The sequence below is a fragment of the Plebeiibacterium sediminum genome (assembly GCF_026013605.1).
In the GTDB taxonomy this organism is placed as follows: domain Bacteria; phylum Bacteroidota; class Bacteroidia; order Bacteroidales; family Marinilabiliaceae; genus Saccharicrinis; species Saccharicrinis sediminus.
Window position 1 is genome coordinate 1 of sequence record NZ_JAPDPJ010000023.1, and the last position, 19451, is coordinate 19451.

14 protein-coding genes and 1 other RNA gene are annotated in these 19451 nt (G+C 33.5%); 5 read left to right on the forward strand and 10 right to left on the reverse strand.

Annotated elements, in window-relative coordinates; translation table 11 throughout:
* Positions 1–62 precede the first annotated feature (62 nt).
* The 3 genes from OM075_RS11120 to OM075_RS11130 all read left to right on the forward strand — a co-directional run bounded on the left by OM075_RS11120 (position 63) and on the right by OM075_RS11130 (position 4317).
* Entirely contained in the window at positions 63–641 is a 579-nt protein-coding gene (locus tag OM075_RS11120) for a hypothetical protein (protein WP_301190588.1), read from the forward strand.
* A 190-nt stretch (positions 642–831) separates the two neighbouring features.
* On the forward strand, positions 832–1857 hold the full coding sequence (locus OM075_RS11125; protein ID WP_301190589.1) for a glycoside hydrolase family 43 protein: 1026 nt from the start codon (positions 832–834) through the stop codon (positions 1855–1857).
* A gap of 42 nt (positions 1858–1899) precedes the next feature.
* Positions 1900–4317, forward strand: a complete 2418-nt coding sequence (locus OM075_RS11130) for a glycoside hydrolase family 2 TIM barrel-domain containing protein (RefSeq protein ID WP_301190590.1) — start codon at positions 1900–1902, stop codon at positions 4315–4317.
* Between the two features lie 87 nt (positions 4318–4404).
* On the opposite strand, the gene OM075_RS11135 is transcribed toward OM075_RS11130, so the two are convergent.
* The 4 genes from OM075_RS11135 to OM075_RS11150 all read right to left on the reverse strand — a co-directional run bounded on the left by OM075_RS11135 (position 4405) and on the right by OM075_RS11150 (position 9844).
* A complete protein-coding gene (locus OM075_RS11135) occupies positions 4405–6744 on the reverse strand; it encodes a beta-xylosidase family glycoside hydrolase (RefSeq protein ID WP_301190591.1) in 2340 nt (779 codons plus the stop codon).
* Positions 6745–7162: 418 nt separating this feature from the next.
* Positions 7163–8134 carry a M23 family metallopeptidase gene (locus tag OM075_RS11140; RefSeq protein WP_301190592.1) on the reverse strand — a complete coding sequence of 324 codons (972 nt, stop codon included), beginning with the start codon at positions 8132–8134 and terminating at the stop codon, positions 7163–7165.
* A gap of 382 nt (positions 8135–8516) precedes the next feature.
* Positions 8517–8993 carry a GNAT family N-acetyltransferase gene (locus OM075_RS11145; RefSeq protein WP_301190593.1) on the reverse strand — a complete coding sequence of 159 codons (477 nt, stop codon included), beginning with the start codon at positions 8991–8993 and terminating at the stop codon, positions 8517–8519.
* On the reverse strand, positions 8981–9844 hold the full coding sequence (locus OM075_RS11150; protein WP_301190594.1) for a histidinol-phosphatase: 864 nt from the start codon (positions 9842–9844) through the stop codon (positions 8981–8983). The genes OM075_RS11145 and OM075_RS11150 overlap by 13 nt, the downstream gene beginning before the upstream one ends.
* 203 nt (positions 9845–10047) lie before the next feature.
* Between OM075_RS11150 and OM075_RS11155 the strand changes: the two genes are divergently transcribed.
* Positions 10048–11625: a peptide chain release factor 3 gene (locus tag OM075_RS11155; protein ID WP_301190595.1), complete on the forward strand. Its 1578-nt coding sequence runs from the start codon at positions 10048–10050 to the stop codon at positions 11623–11625.
* A gap of 83 nt (positions 11626–11708) precedes the next feature.
* Entirely contained in the window at positions 11709–12095 is a 387-nt protein-coding gene (locus OM075_RS11160; RefSeq protein WP_301190596.1) for a thioesterase family protein, read from the forward strand.
* 19 nt (positions 12096–12114) lie between these two features.
* Here the strand turns inward: OM075_RS11160 and OM075_RS11165 are convergent, their stop codons facing one another.
* The 6 genes from OM075_RS11165 to OM075_RS11190 form a co-directional block, all read right to left on the reverse strand.
* Complete coding sequence (locus OM075_RS11165; protein ID WP_301190597.1) at positions 12115–13497, reverse strand: exonuclease domain-containing protein; 1383 nt, start codon at positions 13495–13497, stop codon at positions 12115–12117.
* A 386-nt stretch (positions 13498–13883) separates the two neighbouring features.
* On the reverse strand, positions 13884–15191 hold the full coding sequence (locus OM075_RS11170; RefSeq protein WP_301190598.1) for a YihY/virulence factor BrkB family protein: 1308 nt from the start codon (positions 15189–15191) through the stop codon (positions 13884–13886).
* Between the two features lie 40 nt (positions 15192–15231).
* Positions 15232–15599: RNase P RNA component class A (rnpB, locus tag OM075_RS11175), an RNA gene on the reverse strand.
* Positions 15600–15620: 21 nt separating this feature from the next.
* Positions 15621–16268 carry an SPOR domain-containing protein gene (locus tag OM075_RS11180; RefSeq protein ID WP_301190599.1) on the reverse strand — a complete coding sequence of 216 codons (648 nt, stop codon included), beginning with the start codon at positions 16266–16268 and terminating at the stop codon, positions 15621–15623.
* Positions 16269–16298: 30 nt separating this feature from the next.
* Entirely contained in the window at positions 16299–18329 is a 2031-nt protein-coding gene (locus OM075_RS11185) for an OmpA family protein (RefSeq protein ID WP_301190600.1), read from the reverse strand.
* 151 nt (positions 18330–18480) lie between these two features.
* Positions 18481–19428, reverse strand: coding sequence for a PorP/SprF family type IX secretion system membrane protein (locus tag OM075_RS11190; protein ID WP_301190601.1), 948 nt, complete (start codon positions 19426–19428; stop codon positions 18481–18483).
* Between the last annotated feature and the right edge of the window lie 23 nt (positions 19429–19451).

Here is a 19451-nt window from a genome sequence, read left to right on the forward strand (position 1 = left end):
TAAATACGGACTGATTAGAATCGCAAACGCGTTAATCAATCCAATAAATAACAGCGATTTAGATGAATGTTATAAACTTTTGTCATGTACTTAGTGTAAAGATTCGTAACAATGTTTGGATGGATCCTCTACCCGATTCCTCTTTTATCAGACCCAAAGGTCAATGGTATTTTAGTAATAGTTGGTCTAAAAAGATGGAACATGACACTATTGATGAAAAAGTTGAAATACGGACGAACTATTTTAAACCTATCTGGCGTTGGATACCCGATGTACAGAATGACTTTGCTGCAAGGGCAGATTGGTGTGTAAAAGACTATGCCTCAGCCAATCATCATCCTGTGATTCGTCTCAAAAAATCTGAATTAGACGTATATGCAAAAGCTGGTTCTAAATTAAAATTTGATGCATCCAACTCTATCGACCCGGATGACGACACCTTAAAATTCAAATGGTGGCAACATGAGGAGGCTGGTACAATTAATAAAGTTATTGACGAATCACATGCACCGAAAATTGAATTTCGTTTATCCAAAGATGCAAAACCCGGCTCTATAATTCATTTAATATGTGAAGTATCAGATAATGGAATCCCTTCATTAACCCGCTATAAAAGAATTATAATTACTGTAATCCAATAATCATTTAACCAGCCTAATCCTGCTAAAAATAAAGAAATTATAAAAATACTTCAGTTTATTACAACAATAATTCTAAAGTATAAAATGGTGAAATCACGTTCTTTTTTGACAAATATTTCACCCCTGACTCATCCCTATTTCTTTAGATTTACAATCAATATTTAAATGTATACTATAAATCAGTTTTAAAATGGTTAAACTAAAATCAAAATTTACGTTAGCTACCTTTATTGGATTATTAGCAGTTTTGTTTGGAGGATTTTTTAATACCAGTTGTAATAATACTACTCAAAAACAAATTAGCTATACTCCTATCGATTCTATTAAATTAAGTGACCCGTGCATTTTAGCCGATTCAGCTAGTCAAACCTATTATATGACAGGTACAGGTGGTAAATTATGGAAAAGTAAAGACTTAAAACTTTGGGAAGGTCCTTTTATTGTAACAGAAACAGATTCCAACTCATGGATGGGTCCAGATCCAATGATATGGGCTGCTGAATTACATGCTTATAAAGACAAATACTATTATTTTGCTACGTTTACTAACAGAGATGTAATTATTGATACTGTTGCAGGCAATAAAATTGAACGAAGAGCCAGCCATATCTTAGTTTCAGATTCGCCAGAAGGTCCTTATAAGCCAATGAAAGATCCAACTTATCTTCCTGCCGACAAACCTACTCTTGATGGAACATTTTGGATTGATACAGATAACAAACCCTATATGATATATTGTTATGAATGGTTACAAAATTTGAACGGCACCATTGAAAAGATTGAATTAAAACCCGACCTAAGTGGTTCAGTGGATGAAGGGAAACTTCTTTTTAAAGCCAGCGATTCACCCTGGAGCAGAGAAAAGGATCAGGATGGAAATGATGTTCCGAATAAGGTGACTGATGGACCATACCTGTTTAAAACAGAAACTGGAAAACTCGGGATGATATGGACCAGCTGGATTTATGATGTGTACACCCAAGGAGTGGCATACTCTGAAAGTGGGACTTTAGATGGCCCTTGGATTCAGGAAGAAGACCCTATTACACCTCCAAACTTTGGCCATGGCATGTTATTTAAAACTTTTGATGGAAAAACATTAATGTCGGTTCACAGTCACAAAGAAATTAATGGCCATTACCACAGAGTACCTCACCTTTTTGAAGTTGATTTATCCGGAGATCAATTAATAATCAAAAAGCCTTTTCATCCTTAAATACAGTATAATTACAAAACATAAACTGACAATATTGAAAGCATGAACATTAATATGAAAATAGTCCCTTTTATAATACTCCTCGCATTTACCTATTTGCCGGCAAAGGCCCAAAATGAACTAAACAACAACAGAAAACAATTATTTGATTTTAACTGGAAGTTCCATTTAGGAGATATTCCCGATGCTAGCAATGTGGATTTTAATGATAACGAATGGAGAGCACTAGATCTACCTCACGACTGGAGTATAGAAGGACAAGTTTGTCCGGATAATCCTGCAGGTAATGATGGTGGATATTTCCCAACGGGTATAGGTTGGTATCGTAAAACCTTCACAGCACCTAAAGCATGGAACAATAAGAAAATATCGATCTTTTTTGAGGGCGTTTATATGAACTCAGAAGTATTTATTAATGGTAAATCGATAGGTGTTTATCCTTATGGGTATTCTTCATTTTATTATGATTTAACCAACTATATTAAGCCTGGTGAAGAAAACCTAATTGCGGTTCGGGTTGATAACGCTAAACAAAAAAACTGTAGATGGTATAGTGGTTCCGGCATCTATCGCCATGTTTGGATACAAGTAAAAGAACCAGTTAATATCAATCATTGGGGAGTTTATATTACAACTCCTGAAGTATCCGATAAAAAGGCTAGCGTTAATATCCAAACATTAGTAAAAAACGAAACTTCATCATCTCAAAATATTTCAATTTCTACTATAATTTATAATGCCAAGGGCCAGAAAAAAGGCTCTAAACTTACCAGTATAGAAATACCTGCAAATAGTACAAAAGATTTAAACCAGCATATTGTAGTTAAATCTCCTGATTTATGGAGCACTGATCATCCTAACATGTATCAGGCTCATATATCTATTAAAAAAGAAGATAAAGTACTTGATCAAACCAACAAAAGCTTTGGTATTCGCACCATTAAGTTTACGACTGAAAATGGATTTGAGCTCAATGGTAAGAAGGTATTGATAAATGGAGGTTGTGCCCATAGCGACAATGGTTGTCTGGGAGCTGCTGCATACGACAGAGCTGAAGAGCGTAAAGTGGAACTATTAAAAGCTGCAGGCTTTAATGCGGTACGTACCTCTCATAATATTCCATCTGAAGCGTTTTTAGATGCCTGTGACAGATTAGGTTTAATGGTTATTGACGAAGCCTTTGACGGCTGGAAAACAGCAAAAACACCCCATGATTATTCTACTGTATTTGAGGACTGGAGTGAAAAGGATATTGCCTCAATGGTGTTAAGAGACAGAAATCATCCCTCAATCATAATGTGGAGTATTGGTAATGAAATTATTGAACGAAAAGAGCCGGAAGCCGTTGAAACAGCTAAAATGTTGTCTGCCTTTGTCAAAAAATACGATACAACAAGGCCTGTAACTTCGGCCATGACAACATGGGATAATGACTGGGATATTTTTGATCCATTAATGGCTGCTCATGATGTATGTGGATACAACTACCAATTACATAGAGCTCCTGATGATCACAAGAGAGTTCCTTCCAGAGTTATTGTGCAAACAGAATCCTATCCTCGCGATGCTTTTGCCAACTGGAAATTAGTTCAAGATCATTCTTATATCATTGGCGATTTTGTTTGGACAGCTATCGATTACCTTGGAGAATCTGGTATTGGTCGAAATTATTACTCTGGTGATGTTCCCGGCGAACACTGGGAAAGACAGTTATTTCCCTGGCATGGTGCCTATTGTGGTGATATAGATTTATTAGGCTGGCGCAAACCTATTTCTCATTACAGAAGCATGCTTTATAATGACAATGAAAAACTCTATATGGCAGTCCGAGAACCAGAGCCTAAGCCGTTCAAAATCATAGAAACCATGTGGTCAGTTTATCCAACATGGGAAAGCTGGACATGGCCTGGTTTTGAAGGTAAAGATATAGAAGTGGAAGTCTATTCTAAATACCCTAAAGTAAGACTTTTCTTAAACAATAAACTTGTTGGAGAACAAGCCACTAATATTGAAACCGCATTTAAGGCCACCTTTAAACTTCCCTATGAAAAGGACGAATTAAAAGCTGTTGGTATTATGGAAGACAAAGATGTTGAAACAACTATTTTACAGACTGCAGAAGAAGCTACTCAGATTTCATTATCGAGCGATAAAAATGAAATTAAAGCAGATGGTCAAAGCCTTGCCTATATTTCAGTTGAGTTACTCGATAAAAACGGCGTATTAGAGCCCAATGCTTCTAATTTATTAAATTTTGCAATTGATGGACCAGCTGTAATTGTTGGTGTAGATAACGCTAATATAAAAGATGTGGATCCATACATAAGCAATCAAAGAAAAGCCTGGAAAGGTAAAGCTATGGTTGTGATCAAAAGCATTAAGGGTAAAACAGGTGCTGTAAAACTTAAAGTTAGTTCAGAGGATTTTGAAGATACCTATGTAGAAATTAAAACCTATTAAGAATATTTCAACGCACTGATATATTTTAACAAACGGCCATATTACAATACGACAATATGGCCGTTTGAGTTAAATACAATAATCAGATTACTCTTTATATCCTAATATAGACAGCATCATTTCAGCATATCTTTTGCCTAAAATCCGATATCCTTCAGCCGTAAAATGCAACTGATCACTTTTGGCCGGACAACCTTCTGAAGAAATAACATAGGAGTTTGGAATAACTTCAGGAAGAGTATTAATAATTGCATTCATACTTGCACATCTGCCACCTTCAATTGCACTTACCATTTCTCCTGCTAATAAAGGTACTTCAGCAGGATTCAGACCTAAATCAGCTATTAAATTATCATATACCAGTTTTACTTTTTTAGTCCAGAGCGTATCTCCGGTATTTGATTCTCCCTGATGCAAAAGAATACCTTTAATAACACCATCCTTTTGTGCTAACTTTGCCATTTCAACTAATCTGCCATATGGGTCGCCATCGTACTCTTTTACCATATTTTTTAACCAATCAGGAGAAGAATCCACGTAAGACTGATAGTTCGCCTTATCAAAAAGTTCAATCTTACACCCTCCTACTGCCACATTGATTACGCTAACTTTTATATGCTCAGGCAAACTCTCTACCAAAGTTCTCCCAAAATAATCAGTAGGTGTTAATCCCGTATAACAACGACATAAAGGTGGATTTGCAGTGTACCATTTCCCTTTAGTTCTGCCAAGTTCCGGACAGTCAACTGTAGCCATCACCTGAAATCTTTGATTCACATTTATAGTATCCTGAGCCTCAATTTTAGCGTTTCCTTCCATATTAGATTGCCCAAGACTTAGAAAAACATATGTCTTAGGTTTTGGAGATACTTCTTTGGTAATATGGAAATAATCAAAATCGACATAGCCACCAGCTTCTTTTGTTGCATAACAAAACAAACCAAAACGATAGCCCATAAAGTGTGGTAAAGTGTATCTCATTTCTAATTTTGAACCTATCTTTTTCCATTCTTTACCATCCAGACTATAATAGAAATAAGCTTCTTCCGGCCACCCGTTTAAATGGCAATCTGCTTTAAAATAAATAGTTGATTGATTTAATGGCACACTTTCAACTTCAACAGGTTTATCGGTTTGTGCGCTAACCATTATAAGCTTTTTAGTATCTCCCTGAAACTTTACTCCTACCAATCCATATTTTTTTTGCAATAATGCCAGACCTGCAAAATCGCCCTCTTTCATATTAGAAACATCTAGCTTTATTGAACCGGAACATGTTGGACCATAAGTTCTTTGAGTTAGAGTATTTTTAGCTGAAAGAAAATTATCATCTACTCTTCCTGTCTTCAATCGCAGGAAACCATTCCTTTCATGAACCGACCAAAGTGCATTATCCGGATTATGATTCCATTGCCATACCAAAGGTAAATCTGCATCCTTTTTATTACGTAAAAAATCATCCGAAGCTACAATACCTGGAATTAATCCCTTTTGAGCAGGAAGTTTTAGTTCTTCAGGCACCTTTCCATCAATACCCAATACAGGCCAGCCATCTTTCCAGTTTACAGGTACCAAATAAGGAATACGACCAACTGCTCCATTATCCTTAAACAAATATGAAAACCACTTTCCTTCAGGTGTATCAATCAAACCACCCTGTGCAACTCCTTTATCCTGCAATGCAAGTCTGCCCTCATAAGGACCAGTAATTTTATCTGCACGATGAACAATAACTGTTCTCATACCTCCTCTGGGCCATGTTATATTAAATAAATAGTATTTACCATTAATCTTAAATAATTGAGAACCTTCGGCAGGAAGCATTAAGTTATCTCCTGCAGGTAGTCCTGCATTTTCAATTATTACTTGTTCTGATTCAGGAACAATGCCATCGAGCTTTTTATTTAACTCTACCAGTTTTATTTTACCACTACCATAAACCATGTAGGTTTTTCCATCATCATCAAAGAACAATGAATGGTCGTGTAACATAGGTTTAAAGGCTATCTTCTTCCAGGGTCCTTTCTCTATATTTTTAGTTGAATAGATATATGTTTTACCTGTTGTTCCCGCAAAAGTAGATACATAATACCTTCCGTTATGATGTCTTATGCTACTTGCCCAGGAACCTCTTCCATAGGTACTCTTTCCATTATTCAGATTTAATTCATCCACATCTTCAAGAATATCATAACAATAACTCACGATTTCCCAATTCACCAAATCCTTAGATTTCATTATAGGTACACCCGGACTCATGTGCATCGTAGTACTACTCATGTAATAGGTTTCCCCTACCCGTATGATTGAAATATCCGGAACATCTGCATGAATTACAGGATTAATTGCGGATTTATTTTGTGCATTTAATCCGTTAAATAGGATACTAAATAATAAAAGAAGGGGATAATAAACGTGTGATTTCATATGTCTAAAATTTTATTTTTATTGCCTCTTGCAACTCGCCAAAAAAAAGCATTCTCGTGTTTTAGAATTTTTTCTTATGACTCGTTTCATATAATTAACATTTTATATTGAAATAAAAAAATCCTCTGCCCAAAGCTTAATTATAAAAGCAAAGGATCAGAGGATAAAATTATTGTTAACTAAATGAATGCTATTTTAATTTTAGATATTTCATTTATAATATTAGATATTGTTTTAAAATTACATTTAGCTCCAGCACGTTAACATTAACTCAATAAACAACCCATTATCTGTATTCTACAACACTCTATTAGCCTTAATATTCTGCGAAATCAAAGTTATTCTAAGCTATCTATTTAAACAAAAAAGGACCACCTTCAGGCAGTCCTTTGTAATATTATAATCTATAATCTTGTACTTATTCCATGCATGTTTCCACGCTTTGTGCTTTTTCAACAACTGCTCTGTATTCCTGAGCTGTTAAATCTTTAAAAAAGTAATTAACCGGATCAACTTCCTTACCATGAACATGAACTTCATAATGAAGGTGCGGACCAGCACTTAAGCCTGTATTTCCAACATAACCAACTACCTCTCCCCTTTTTACTTTTTGTCCTTGCTTAACTTCAAACTTACTCATGTGAGCATATAATGTAGTGATACCAAAACCATGATCAATTTCTACAACTCTACCAAAACTATCCGATAATCTGGCACTTGATACAACGCCATCAGCTGCTGCAAATATTTTTGTTCCTACATTAGCAATAAAATCGATGCCTTCATGCTGTCTCCATCTTTTAAGAATAGGATGAAAACGACGTGGGGCAAAACCAGAACCTATATATTTTAAATCCCAGTTTGAAATAGGTATGATAGCAGGCAGATGCTGTAAACGATTTACATTAATTGTAGCCTCTTTAAACAGTTCTGAATAAGATGATTTCTGAACATTCATTTTAGCAACCAGGTTATCAAGCATTTTATACGAATCAATAATCTCAGAAGGAATATCTGAATTTATCATTTCTTCATAACTATTGCTACCCCCGGTACCTGCCATCCTTTGTGTTGAATCTAAAGGAATAACTCCTAACATAGTTCTATACAGACTATCATCAAGAACTGCCAATTCATCTAATTCTTTATCAGCCTCATTTAATCTCTCAATAAAAATCGCCTGTCGGGATTTCATATCCTTTATTTGTTGAGCCTGTAACTTTTCTTTGGGAGTAAAATAAAATACTGCAGTAACAATATAAATACCTAAACCAAATAATCCTCCACCAATTGCATATGGAACCAGCTTCTTTAATTTAGATTTCAGTGTATTTTCTACTGGAATATAGCTTAAAGTTTCCGGATCATATATATACTTATTATTAGCCATGATTTGATTATTTTTCTTGTGTTGTGCCAATATATTAACTGAAATAATTCAATGTTAAATAAACTAACCTTTGTTTTTCATTTAATTACGCCATAAACATCTAATAATTAATTTGATATTTATTACGCTAACTCAACAAAAATGTTACAATACAAATATTGCAAAATGCACAAAGGTTGCGTAAAAATAGGATATTAATATCTGATTGCAAACAAATCATAAGTTAATATATAGTTTAATTGCATTTTTCTTATCCAAAATAATCATTAATTAATCAATATTAGTCCCACTTTCGTCAACAATATGAAACACATACACAGCATCATAAAGCATTTTTCTCATTGACATAAAAAAATTTGCTTTTTATTCAGAAAAATATCCACTAAAATATATTCTCCCAAAAATACATTCGAGGATTACAATCTTTAAAGCCTGATTTTAGATATAACTTCATCGCTTTTTCATTATCCTTTCTTACTTCTAAAGTAACTTTCCCATAATTATTCTGTTTACAATAATCATTAATATTACTAAGTAAGGTATAACCGGCCCCATTTCTTCTATAATCAGGAGTTACTACAAAATCATGAATATTTAAAACCTGCTTTGCCTTAAATGTTGAAAATCCAATAAAACAATTGGCCAGAGCAACATACCTTATCCCCTCTTTTAAAAGAAACCCCATGTAATTATTTTGATGTTGTAAGCCTTTAACTATTTTAGCACCCAGTTCTTCAGGTAACTCTGCATTTAAGCCCATATCATCAAGCATATAATCATTCATCAACGATAATAAAGCATCTGTTTGTTTTTTATCGTTAACATCTATAATCTCCATTGAATAATCTAGTCTATCCATTGTAATCCATCTTTATTAAACGCAACATCGCACCAAACTCCATCTTTGTATTCTCTTAAAGTAGTAAAGCCTGCCTCAATTAACATAAGGGCTACTTCTGTATAAGATGATTGAAGTTTTTCAGGAATATGTGCATCACTATTTATTGTAACCGGTATATTGTATTTTTTTAATAATGGAAATATTTCTGGTCCCGGAAATAATAGTCCGTTTTTTTCATACGACTTTGTATTAATTTCAACAATAATTCCTTTTTCAGCAACCAATGATAAAACAGACTCGACCTCTTTTATATACCAATCTTCTGATTCATCAAATAATGGTTCAACTACATTGTGCATTTTAATTTTATCAAAATGCCCGAGTATTTCAAACTGCTGATTTTTTATTAGGCCCCTTGTTAACTCATAAAATCGCTTAACTGCCAACTGAATATCATTGTTAAATATTTCTCTCAACCCTTCTTTAAACTCATCAAAGCTTCCATCTATTCCCCAAGAATTTCCGTTCTTAAATCTATCAATAAAATGGATACTTCCGATACGATAATCTAAATCTATATGATCAAGGACGGCTTTATTAAAACCACCGTATCCAGGCAAATAATCTATTTCAAGTGATTTAAGAACTGTAATTTTATGTTTATACTTTTCCTGCAACTGCATTACTTCATTATCATAGTTTTGCAATTGATCTTCTTTCATTGTCCAAAAGCAATCAAAAGGAACTGGAGCATGGGAGGAAATTCCAATTACAGGCATGTTATACTCTATTGCTTTAACAATATAATCCTCAATTTTTCCATGACCATCACAATAATTACAGTGTCCATGATAATTCGTCCAACTCATAAATATTACTTTTATAATTTCGAAGCTTAAAAATCCAATAATTTTATGTAAAATCAAACCTTCAGCTTATAAATTAACAACAAATCTATTGTTTCGGATAAAAAATTCGTAGTCTTTAAATTCTTACTTTAAAAAGTAGGTCTCAAAACTTCAAAATACCAATACATTAATTAAATTTGCGCTCGTTTTTATAATTACAGAATATGAGCTTAATTGAGGAGATACAAAGAAGAAGAACATTTGCCATAATCAGTCACCCTGATGCAGGTAAAACAACACTTACTGAAAAACTACTATTATTTGGAGGTGCAATACATGTAGCGGGAGCAGTAAAATCTAATAAGATTAAAAAAACTGCTACTTCTGACTTTATGGAAATAGAAAAGCAACGTGGTATCTCTGTTGCTACATCTGTAATGGGTTTTGAGTATAAAGATCATAAAGTTAATATTCTGGATACTCCCGGTCACCAGGATTTTGCTGAAGATACATTCCGAACATTAACTGCTGTAGATAGTGTTATTATTGTTGTTGATGCAGCCAAGGGTGTTGAGGCACAAACGAGAAAGTTAATGGAAGTTTGTCGTATGCGTAAAACACCGGTTATGGTGTTTATTAACAAAATGGACAGACCTAGTAAAGATGCCTTCGATTTATTAGATGAGGTTGAAGAAGAACTAAAAATTAGCGTACGACCTTTAAGTTGGCCTATTGGTAACGGTCCTTCTTTTAAAGGTGTATATAATATCTGGGAATCGAACTTAAATCTATTTGAGGCCAGTAAACAGACTGTAGAGGAAAGCATTGCTATTTCTGATGTAAACAGTGCTGAAGTTGAAGGATACATTGGAAATGACGCAGCTGAACTTTTAAGAGAAGAAATTGAACTTTTAGAAGGTGTATATCCTGAATTTGAAGTTTCAGAGTATTTAAAAGGCGAATTGGCTCCTGTATTTTTTGGTAGTGCTTTAAATAACTTTGGAGTAAACGAGTTACTAAATTGTTTTCTTGAAATTGCTCCAGAACCGCAGCCTTCAGATACAATACAAAGAACAATTTTACCTGATGAAAATAAATTTTCCGGTTTTGTGTTTAAAATTCATGCCAACATGGATCCAAATCACCGAAACAGAATTGCTTTCGTAAAAATATGTTCGGGAAAATTTGAAAGAAACAAGAATTACCTGCATGTTCGTCAGGGAAAAAACTTTAAATTCTCCAGTCCTACAGCTTTTATGGCAGAAAAGAAATCAATTATTGATGAGGCCTATCCAGGAGATATCGTGGGTTTACCGGATTCTGGTAACTTTATTATTGGAGATACTATTACTGAAGGAGAAAAAGTAAACTTTAAAGGATTACCTAGTTTCTCACCTGAATTATTTAGATATATTGAGAATGCGGATCCAATGAAATCCAAACAACTTGCCAAAGGTATAGACCAACTTATGGACGAAGGTGTAGCACAGCTATTTACAAGTCAGTTTAACGGACGAAAAATCATTGGAACAGTAGGTGCACTTCAATTTGAAGTTATTGAACATCGTTTAGAACATGAATACAATGCTAAATGTAGATATGAACCGATTAACTTATACAAAGCCTGTTGGATTAAATCGGATAATAAAGCACAATTAGAAGATTTTAAGCGAAGAAAAAACCAATATATGGCTAAAGATAAACAAGGGCGCGATGTATTTTTAGCAGACTCATCATATATGCTTCAATTGGCTCAACAAAACTTTGAGGATATTGTATTTCACTTCACCAGTGAATTTTAAAGAATTTTATCATTTTAAATTGATATAAATCAAAACATTTTTTTGAAATTTAGGTATAATTAAAATATCTAAATTTCACTAAAATGGAAGAAGTTGGTCACTATTTAAAACAAGGAATTCATCACTCTAAAGAGTTTATTATCAAAAGGGAGGAGCTGGCATCATTTTTAAAAACCGGCGATATGGATTTTGTGGCTACTCCTTCACTTATTGTCTTTATGGAGCAGGTTGTTTGTGAATTAGTTCATGAAAGAATCCCACCCGAATATACTTCTATCAGCGCTGAGATCAATATTAAGCATCTTATCCCGGTAAATATTGATAGTACAATAACATGCTCAGCTCATCTTAAATTTGTAGATCAGGAGAAACTATTTTTCGATTTTGCTTTTTTTAATAATGAAAAAGATATTGTTGCAATCGGAGCACATGAGAGATTTATTGTTTTAAAAAGTAAATTTCCTAAATAAGTTACGCCTTCCGCAATCTTTATTGCTCTTCTGTTAACCCAATAATTTTTAAAGATTTATTTTCCTGAATCTGTCGTTTGATAATTAACCTTGCATCCATAGTGTCATCTTTTGCACTAACAAAATCCAGAATTTGATCCATAGAGTTAATGGTCTGATATTTATCAACCCAGCCATACCCCATATATTTGCCATTTCTAATAGCAATAACAGCATTTTCGTCCTCGTTTCTACCAACGTCTTTAATTACACAGTCACTTTGCGAAAACACCATGCTATCGATAAATTTCCGGGCCCTTATATTATACAATTCAGGTGACTCTTGATCAACACAAGCCCCTTTGCACATTTTAATCTGATATTGAAAACAGCTTCCAACTGAGTCGCTTAAACCACATAGTTTTTGACATAACACATATCTCTCTGCCTGATTTGCCAAAAACACCTTAGCCTCTTTTAGAGTTTCAAAAGAATTCAGAGGAGTTGTCCTGCCATCATTTTTAAGAATATTAAAACGAATATATCCCTTCCTGTCTTTAAAACTATATAAACCAACATTTACTTTACTCTTCTTTTGAGCTTGATTATACTTTGGTTTATGTTTTTTTATCTCTGCTGATTCTTTTAATAAAGCTACCAACTCACTACCTGTAATATAATAGTCAACAGAAGCTACCTCTGATTTCATTCTTACTGCTTTTTGAGCTTTAACTGTACCAAGATGAGTCAGAACTCTTTTCTTTATACACTTACTCTTTCCTATATAAATCAGATCTTTATTTTCATTATAAAAATAATATACTCCCACTGCTTCAGGTAAAGATTCTATACACTCCATGCTTAATTCAGGATGTAAACTTTCTGCAGTAAAATATTTATTACCATCCAAAGGCATAATCACACCATGGTTCTTTGATAATAATATCTCGAAGAGTGTAACTGTGGCCAAAGCATCCCCGGCAGCTCTATGCCTTGCGTTGTTATTTATATTAAGATGTACACATAAATTCCCAAGACTATAAGAACTATAGCCGGGTAATAATTTTCTACTTAATTTGACTGTACAGAGCGTATCTCTTTTAAATTCATATCCAAGGGCACGAAATTCCTCTTGAATAAAACCATAATCAAAACTGGCATTATGAGCTACAAAAACGCTTCCTTCAGTAATCTCAACAATTCTTTTTGCTATTTCATAAAACTTAGGAGCACTAACTACCATTTCATTACTGATACCAGTCAATTGTGTAATGTAGGGAGGAATAAATTGTTCAGGATTTATTAATGAAACAAATTCATCAATTACATTTTTTCCATCATGCACGTATATGGCAATCTCTGTAATTTTACCATTTTTAAAATTACCTCCCGTTGTTTCAATATCTATAATCGAATACTTCATTTCATAAGTTTCTGGTAATCTGTAAAGAAAACCATTTGCGAAATTTTAAACAAAAAAAACACTGAAATGTAGCAAAATTTTACAGCATAAAAAATAATCAAAACCCTTGATAATTCTTGGATAGAAGTAAAAATTAAACTACTTTTGTTATGTAAGATTGATACAAAGAAAACCGCATCAGTTTTATTTAGATTGTTAAACTCAACACTACAATAGAACCGAGTAAAGTTATGTAGTTTTAGGGCGGGCCTCACCTTCGGGTTATCTTTATGATACGGAGGATTACCGAGGATTACAAACACTCAAATCCTGTATACAGGAGTTTAAATAGTCCATAATTGATGCGGCCGGCATAAAAAGAGCTTCCATTAGGAAGCTCTTTTCTTTTATAAATCTTTTAATAATACATTTTCAGTGGACGAGGCACGCATTTCTTTAAAACGTTCAACTACTTTTTTAACTTTAATCATATCCTCAGTTTCTTCAAAGTGAAGGTTTTTACTTCCGGTAGTTTCCAACATATTCAAAACTACTGAAACAGATAACTTATTAATATCTAAAGCTGGCTGATAGGCCGTTTCACCCCTACCATCTTTTGCTACCTCAATTAAAACATTACTTTTTACAAGATCAAAAACTATTTCATTTATAAGGCGAATAGGCAGTTTTAAATGAACAGATAACATCAATGTATTCACAGGCTCTTTTCCTTGCTCAAATCGCTTAATAACTTCATAACAGAGCAATAAGGCAACTACTCTCTTATATTCAACACTGATATTTTTTGTATCAGCCGCAAACTCAAAACTATCTACATTTTGTATCGCAAATGATATTTCAGCACCAAACATTACAATCAGCCAACTAGCCTGCATCCAGAATAAAAATAAAGGTAGAGCTGCAAAACTACCGTATATAGCGTTATATCTGGAAACTCCCACCATAAAATGGATAAAATAATATTGTAGAACCTGAAATAATACTCCGGCTACAACACCTCCAACAATTGCAGAAAATACATTAACTTTTGTATTTGGCATGATTAATATAAGCATGGTAAAAGCCAAACAAATAATAACGTATGGCATAACCATAGTTAATGTACTCCCTAAATAACTTAAAACCTCGTAATTATTAAATTTTGCCGAAACAAAAACAATCATACTACTGCTCGAAATCAAAAACAAGAAAGCAACAATCATTAAAGCGATATAATCTGTGAACTTACGGGCAAAACTTCTCGATCTTTTTACTTCCCATATATCGTTAAAACTTTGTTCTATATTACCTAAAACCTGCATTACAGACCAAAACAAGATTACAAGCCCCACTCCTATAATGATGCCACTTTTAGTGCTTTTAACATACCTTTCTGCTAAATCGAGTATGTAACTTAACACTTCCTCTTGACCTGCCATTTTTTGCGTCAATTCTAATTTTAAGGTCTCATCAAAACCAAAACCTAATGCAATACCATAGAGTAATGCAACTAAAGGAACAACTGACATTAATGAATAGAATGTTAATGCAGAAGCTTTCTGCTGACATTTATCGTAAATAAAACCTTTAATGGCTAAATAGAGAATTCGTAGCGTATTTATGATAATAACATGAGGCCGGGAAAGTTGAAACTTTTGAATGCGCCATATGTCTTCAGTGAGATATTTAATAGCCTTAGAAATAACCTCCTTCATAATAGAATTTCTTTGGTTAAAATTAGGTAAGAAAAAGAAAAAAAATAGCAAGTCGATAAGCCGGGTTCTGTCATTCATTAGATGAATGGTCTATCATTTGTCTTGGCTTATAGTTACCCATAAGCTCCAGCAACCTACCCCTCACGACTGTAAAAACATCAAAACGAGTAGCTCTGTATCCGAAGAAATCGTGATATATTTGGTCTTGCAATCCATGAGATACACGGCTACCTATGTTACCATAAGTACCGGTGAGCTCTTACCTCACCTTTTCACCCTTACCTTATAAATAAGGCGGTTATTCTCTGTTGCATTACTATACCCTCACAGGTATCTTCCAGTTAAGAAGCATGGTACTCTGCATTGCCCGGACTTTCCTCCATAAATGGCGATAGACTGACTTGCTATATGTCTGCAAATATATATCTTTTATTCTATTTGATACGGTAGATAAGCATCTAATTCGGTAACATAAGCATTTTTAAAGCCTTTATCTTTAATTTTACCTAATTCAGCTACAGCTTCCTCATACTTATATTTACCTGTTGTATATCTGTAAATCTTATCTTTCAAATAAAACTCCATAATATCATCTTGCTCAATTCCTTTAAAATGACTAAGATAAACAGGGAATCTAAAAGCACTTAATTGTATGGTATAAGTTTTATTTGGATCTGGCTTAAATTTAGTATTACCAGAATAATTATTGTTGCTCTTAAGCGTATATTTACTTGTATTTACTATAAATGCCTGAGTATACCCTAAATCGCGATAATAAATCAATTCATTTTCTGCAGATTTATGCGTTTCGTAACTTCCCACACAATATTTCATATAACCATCTGCACAATCAAACTCTCTGGCTTCCTGCACATTATTAAAGAAGCCAGGTTCGCCTGCAGGATACTTTAATGCAATAATTTGTATTGCATAATCAGGTTTATCAGAAAGCTCAAAAACACTAACTATCTTTTTTGAAGTTCGCAAAGGTCCTAATTTATCTACTTTATTTTGAGCCGAAATGGAACTAAATATTAAAGTAAATACTGCAAGAAATATAATGTATGTTGATTTCATCTTTATTTAATTTATGGTCTTTAACAGTTCTTATTTTTTAACTCTCCAAACAACCACCTCTATTCTTCTATTTTTAAGTTGTTCTTCATCACTACAAAGAACACCTCTTTTACATTTATTTACTATATATCTTTCTCCATATCCTCTAGGGATTGTAGCCTCACTATCAACACCTTTCTTCATTAGCATTTCTTCTACTTTTTCACCCATTCGTTGTGATGTGAATAAGTTATCCAATTTGCTTCCTCTGGCATCTGTATGAGAATTTAATTTAACCACAATTTGAGGGTTATTTTGAAGATATGTAGCCAATCTGTCTAATGTCTTTTTACTTTCTTCTGTAAGCTCTGTACCTACATAATAAAGCACCATTCCACTAATATCATCTAAAACTTCATCATTAAATATTGGAGTTAACGACAATCCATTTTCATTTAAATCAGCCAGTTCCATAATATTTAGAATCATTCTTTTTGAATTAAATTCTCCTTCTTTTGAGAATACTAATTCCAACTCCTGACCATCTTTTCGATACTCATCCGGAATATCAATATTAAAGACTCCTTTATCATCTGAAATACCACTAGCAATGATTTTACCTGTAGCATCATCAATGATATCCACTTTAACACCTTTAGCAGCTAAATTATTAAATGTGGACTTCACCTTAGCTGAAAATACAGCTGGATATGCTGAAAGATCAATTTTAGCATCTTCTTGTACAGGACCTTGTTCCTCAGGTAAATCTTCTAATGCAATTACATCACCTTCTTTTGGTAATTCCGGTTCAACTTCTGGTTCATCTTTTTCACCTACAAACTCTACAGTAAAGATTACATCATCACCAGTTTCTGTACGGCTACTGGAAAGGAAACCTTGCTCAGGATCTTTAGGATTAACAACATAAGCAAAATCATCTGCCACATCATTAAATGGTTTTAACATATTTCTTACATTTTTCCATGCTCCATCCTCATAATCTGCTCTAAATATATCTAATCCACCAAATCCATAATGTCCATCTGAAGAAAAGTACAATACATTATCTTTACTAACAAAAGGAAAAACCTCGTCACCGTAGGTATTAATTTCAGGACCCAGATTTTTAACAGTTCCATACATACCTCCACGTAATCTTTCTACTCTGTAAATATCCTTTCCTCCTTGTCCTCCTTCCATATTTGAAACAAAATATAAAAATTTATCATCCGGAGACACTGCAGGATGCCCATAATCATACTTATCGTTAATGAATGGTAACTCTATTTCCTTTCCCCAGTCATTACCTTCATAATTTACTTTAAATAGCTTTAAACGGCTCTCTCCTCCTTTTACTCGCACTACTTTTGTAAAGTACATTGTATTAAAATCAGAAGTAAAAGAAATAGCTCCTATATGATAAGGCGACACCAAACTTTTAGAAAAAAGACTTCCTTTTTGTATTTCATTACCTTTTAAATCAGAGTAATATAAATTCAAAAATGATTTACCTTGTCTATCGACATTTTTAGAACCCTCCTCTGATGCAGAAGAATAAACAACTCCATTCTTATAATACTGTATACCAAACGATTGACCAGAAGTAAAAATTGGCGATGGATTTACACGATATGGTTCTATCTCTTCGTGAGCTGCAGCCCAATTACAAGACTCTATTAATTCGTTAACCTGTACTGGATTTGCACCGGCTTTTAAAGCTTTTTCATACCAAAAAATTGCACCTCTATCTTCTTTTGCATATAAACCTGATCTTTGATAAACCTGGGCATATACCATATAATCATCTTTAGTAGACAACTGATCTTCAACTTCTAGTAATGTTGTCAGTGCCCTTTCAATATTATTTAACTCGTAATAACATTTTCCCATTTTAACTTTCACTTCACCACTAAGTTTTTCGCCTTCATTTTGCGCTTCTAAATAGGATTGTAGTGCTTGGTAATACTCAGCTTTTTTATAGTAACTATCTCCTTTATTAACTAATTTACTTTGCCCTTGAACACTAATTGTTCCAAGAAAAATAAAAAGGGAAAGAACTATGTATTGTGTAATCTTCTTCATAATTAAAGATATTAAAGCTATGATTAAGTTGTCTTTTCTCAAATTGCCCGTAATTATTGACAAAGCTAATTTAAGTTAGGAAAAAATTTATATACTGTTAATAATATTAGATTCTATTTTACAATAAAAATAAGATCAAATAATTTATACATTAAAAATATCTGATAGATCGCATTCCTGCTCTCTTATTAAACGTAAAATCAAATTGGATACCTATTTCGTGAGAACCAATTTTTGCATATTGATTAAGAGAACTTAAAGAATAATCGAAAGAATATCTGAATGTATAAGGTGATTTAGGATTCGGTTTAAATTCTGCTAAAAACACAACATCTGAAATTGATCTATAGGATAAACCTAACCATAACGTTTCCATCAATAACACATTACCTGATACATCAAACTGTAAAGGCGCACCATATACCTCTCTAAATAATAAAGTAGGTTTTACTTTTACATCACCCCAATCAAAAACATAACCTCCATATAAATACATTGTCATATTTTTGAAATCCAGTGTATTTTTGAAAGTCTCGTTAGCTTCATCAAAGTTATTTGAGAACATTTTAGGTACGGAAAAACCAACAAAATAATCTTCCTCAAACAGATAGGCACCAAAACCTACATTCATTCCTATTTTAGATTGTTTACCTGCAAAAACAGGATCACCATACTGATCTGTTACAGCTTTAGTACCATCGTAAACAATTGAACTGGCTCCTACTTGTAATCCCAAAGATAAAAACCTCCTTCTATCAATTTCCAGCTTATAAGATGCTGCAATCATAGCATCTGTGGTTCTGGAAAAACCAATCATATCATTCATGATGGAAACACCAAAACCTAAGTTAGTATCCTCCAGGGGTCCATGTACATTGAGTGATTGATTCATTGGAGCTCCTTCAATACCAATCCACTGATTACGATTTATTAGTAAACCACTAATAACATCGCGTGTTCCATTATAAGCAGGATTTAATAAACCCTGATTCGCAATATAATGATTGTACTGAGCCACATCTTGTCCAAAGGTTATCGTCGAAAAATTCATTCCAACTAATAACACAATCAACAATTTAAATATCTGGTTATATCTCATGGTACTATTTTTTCTTAGTTAAG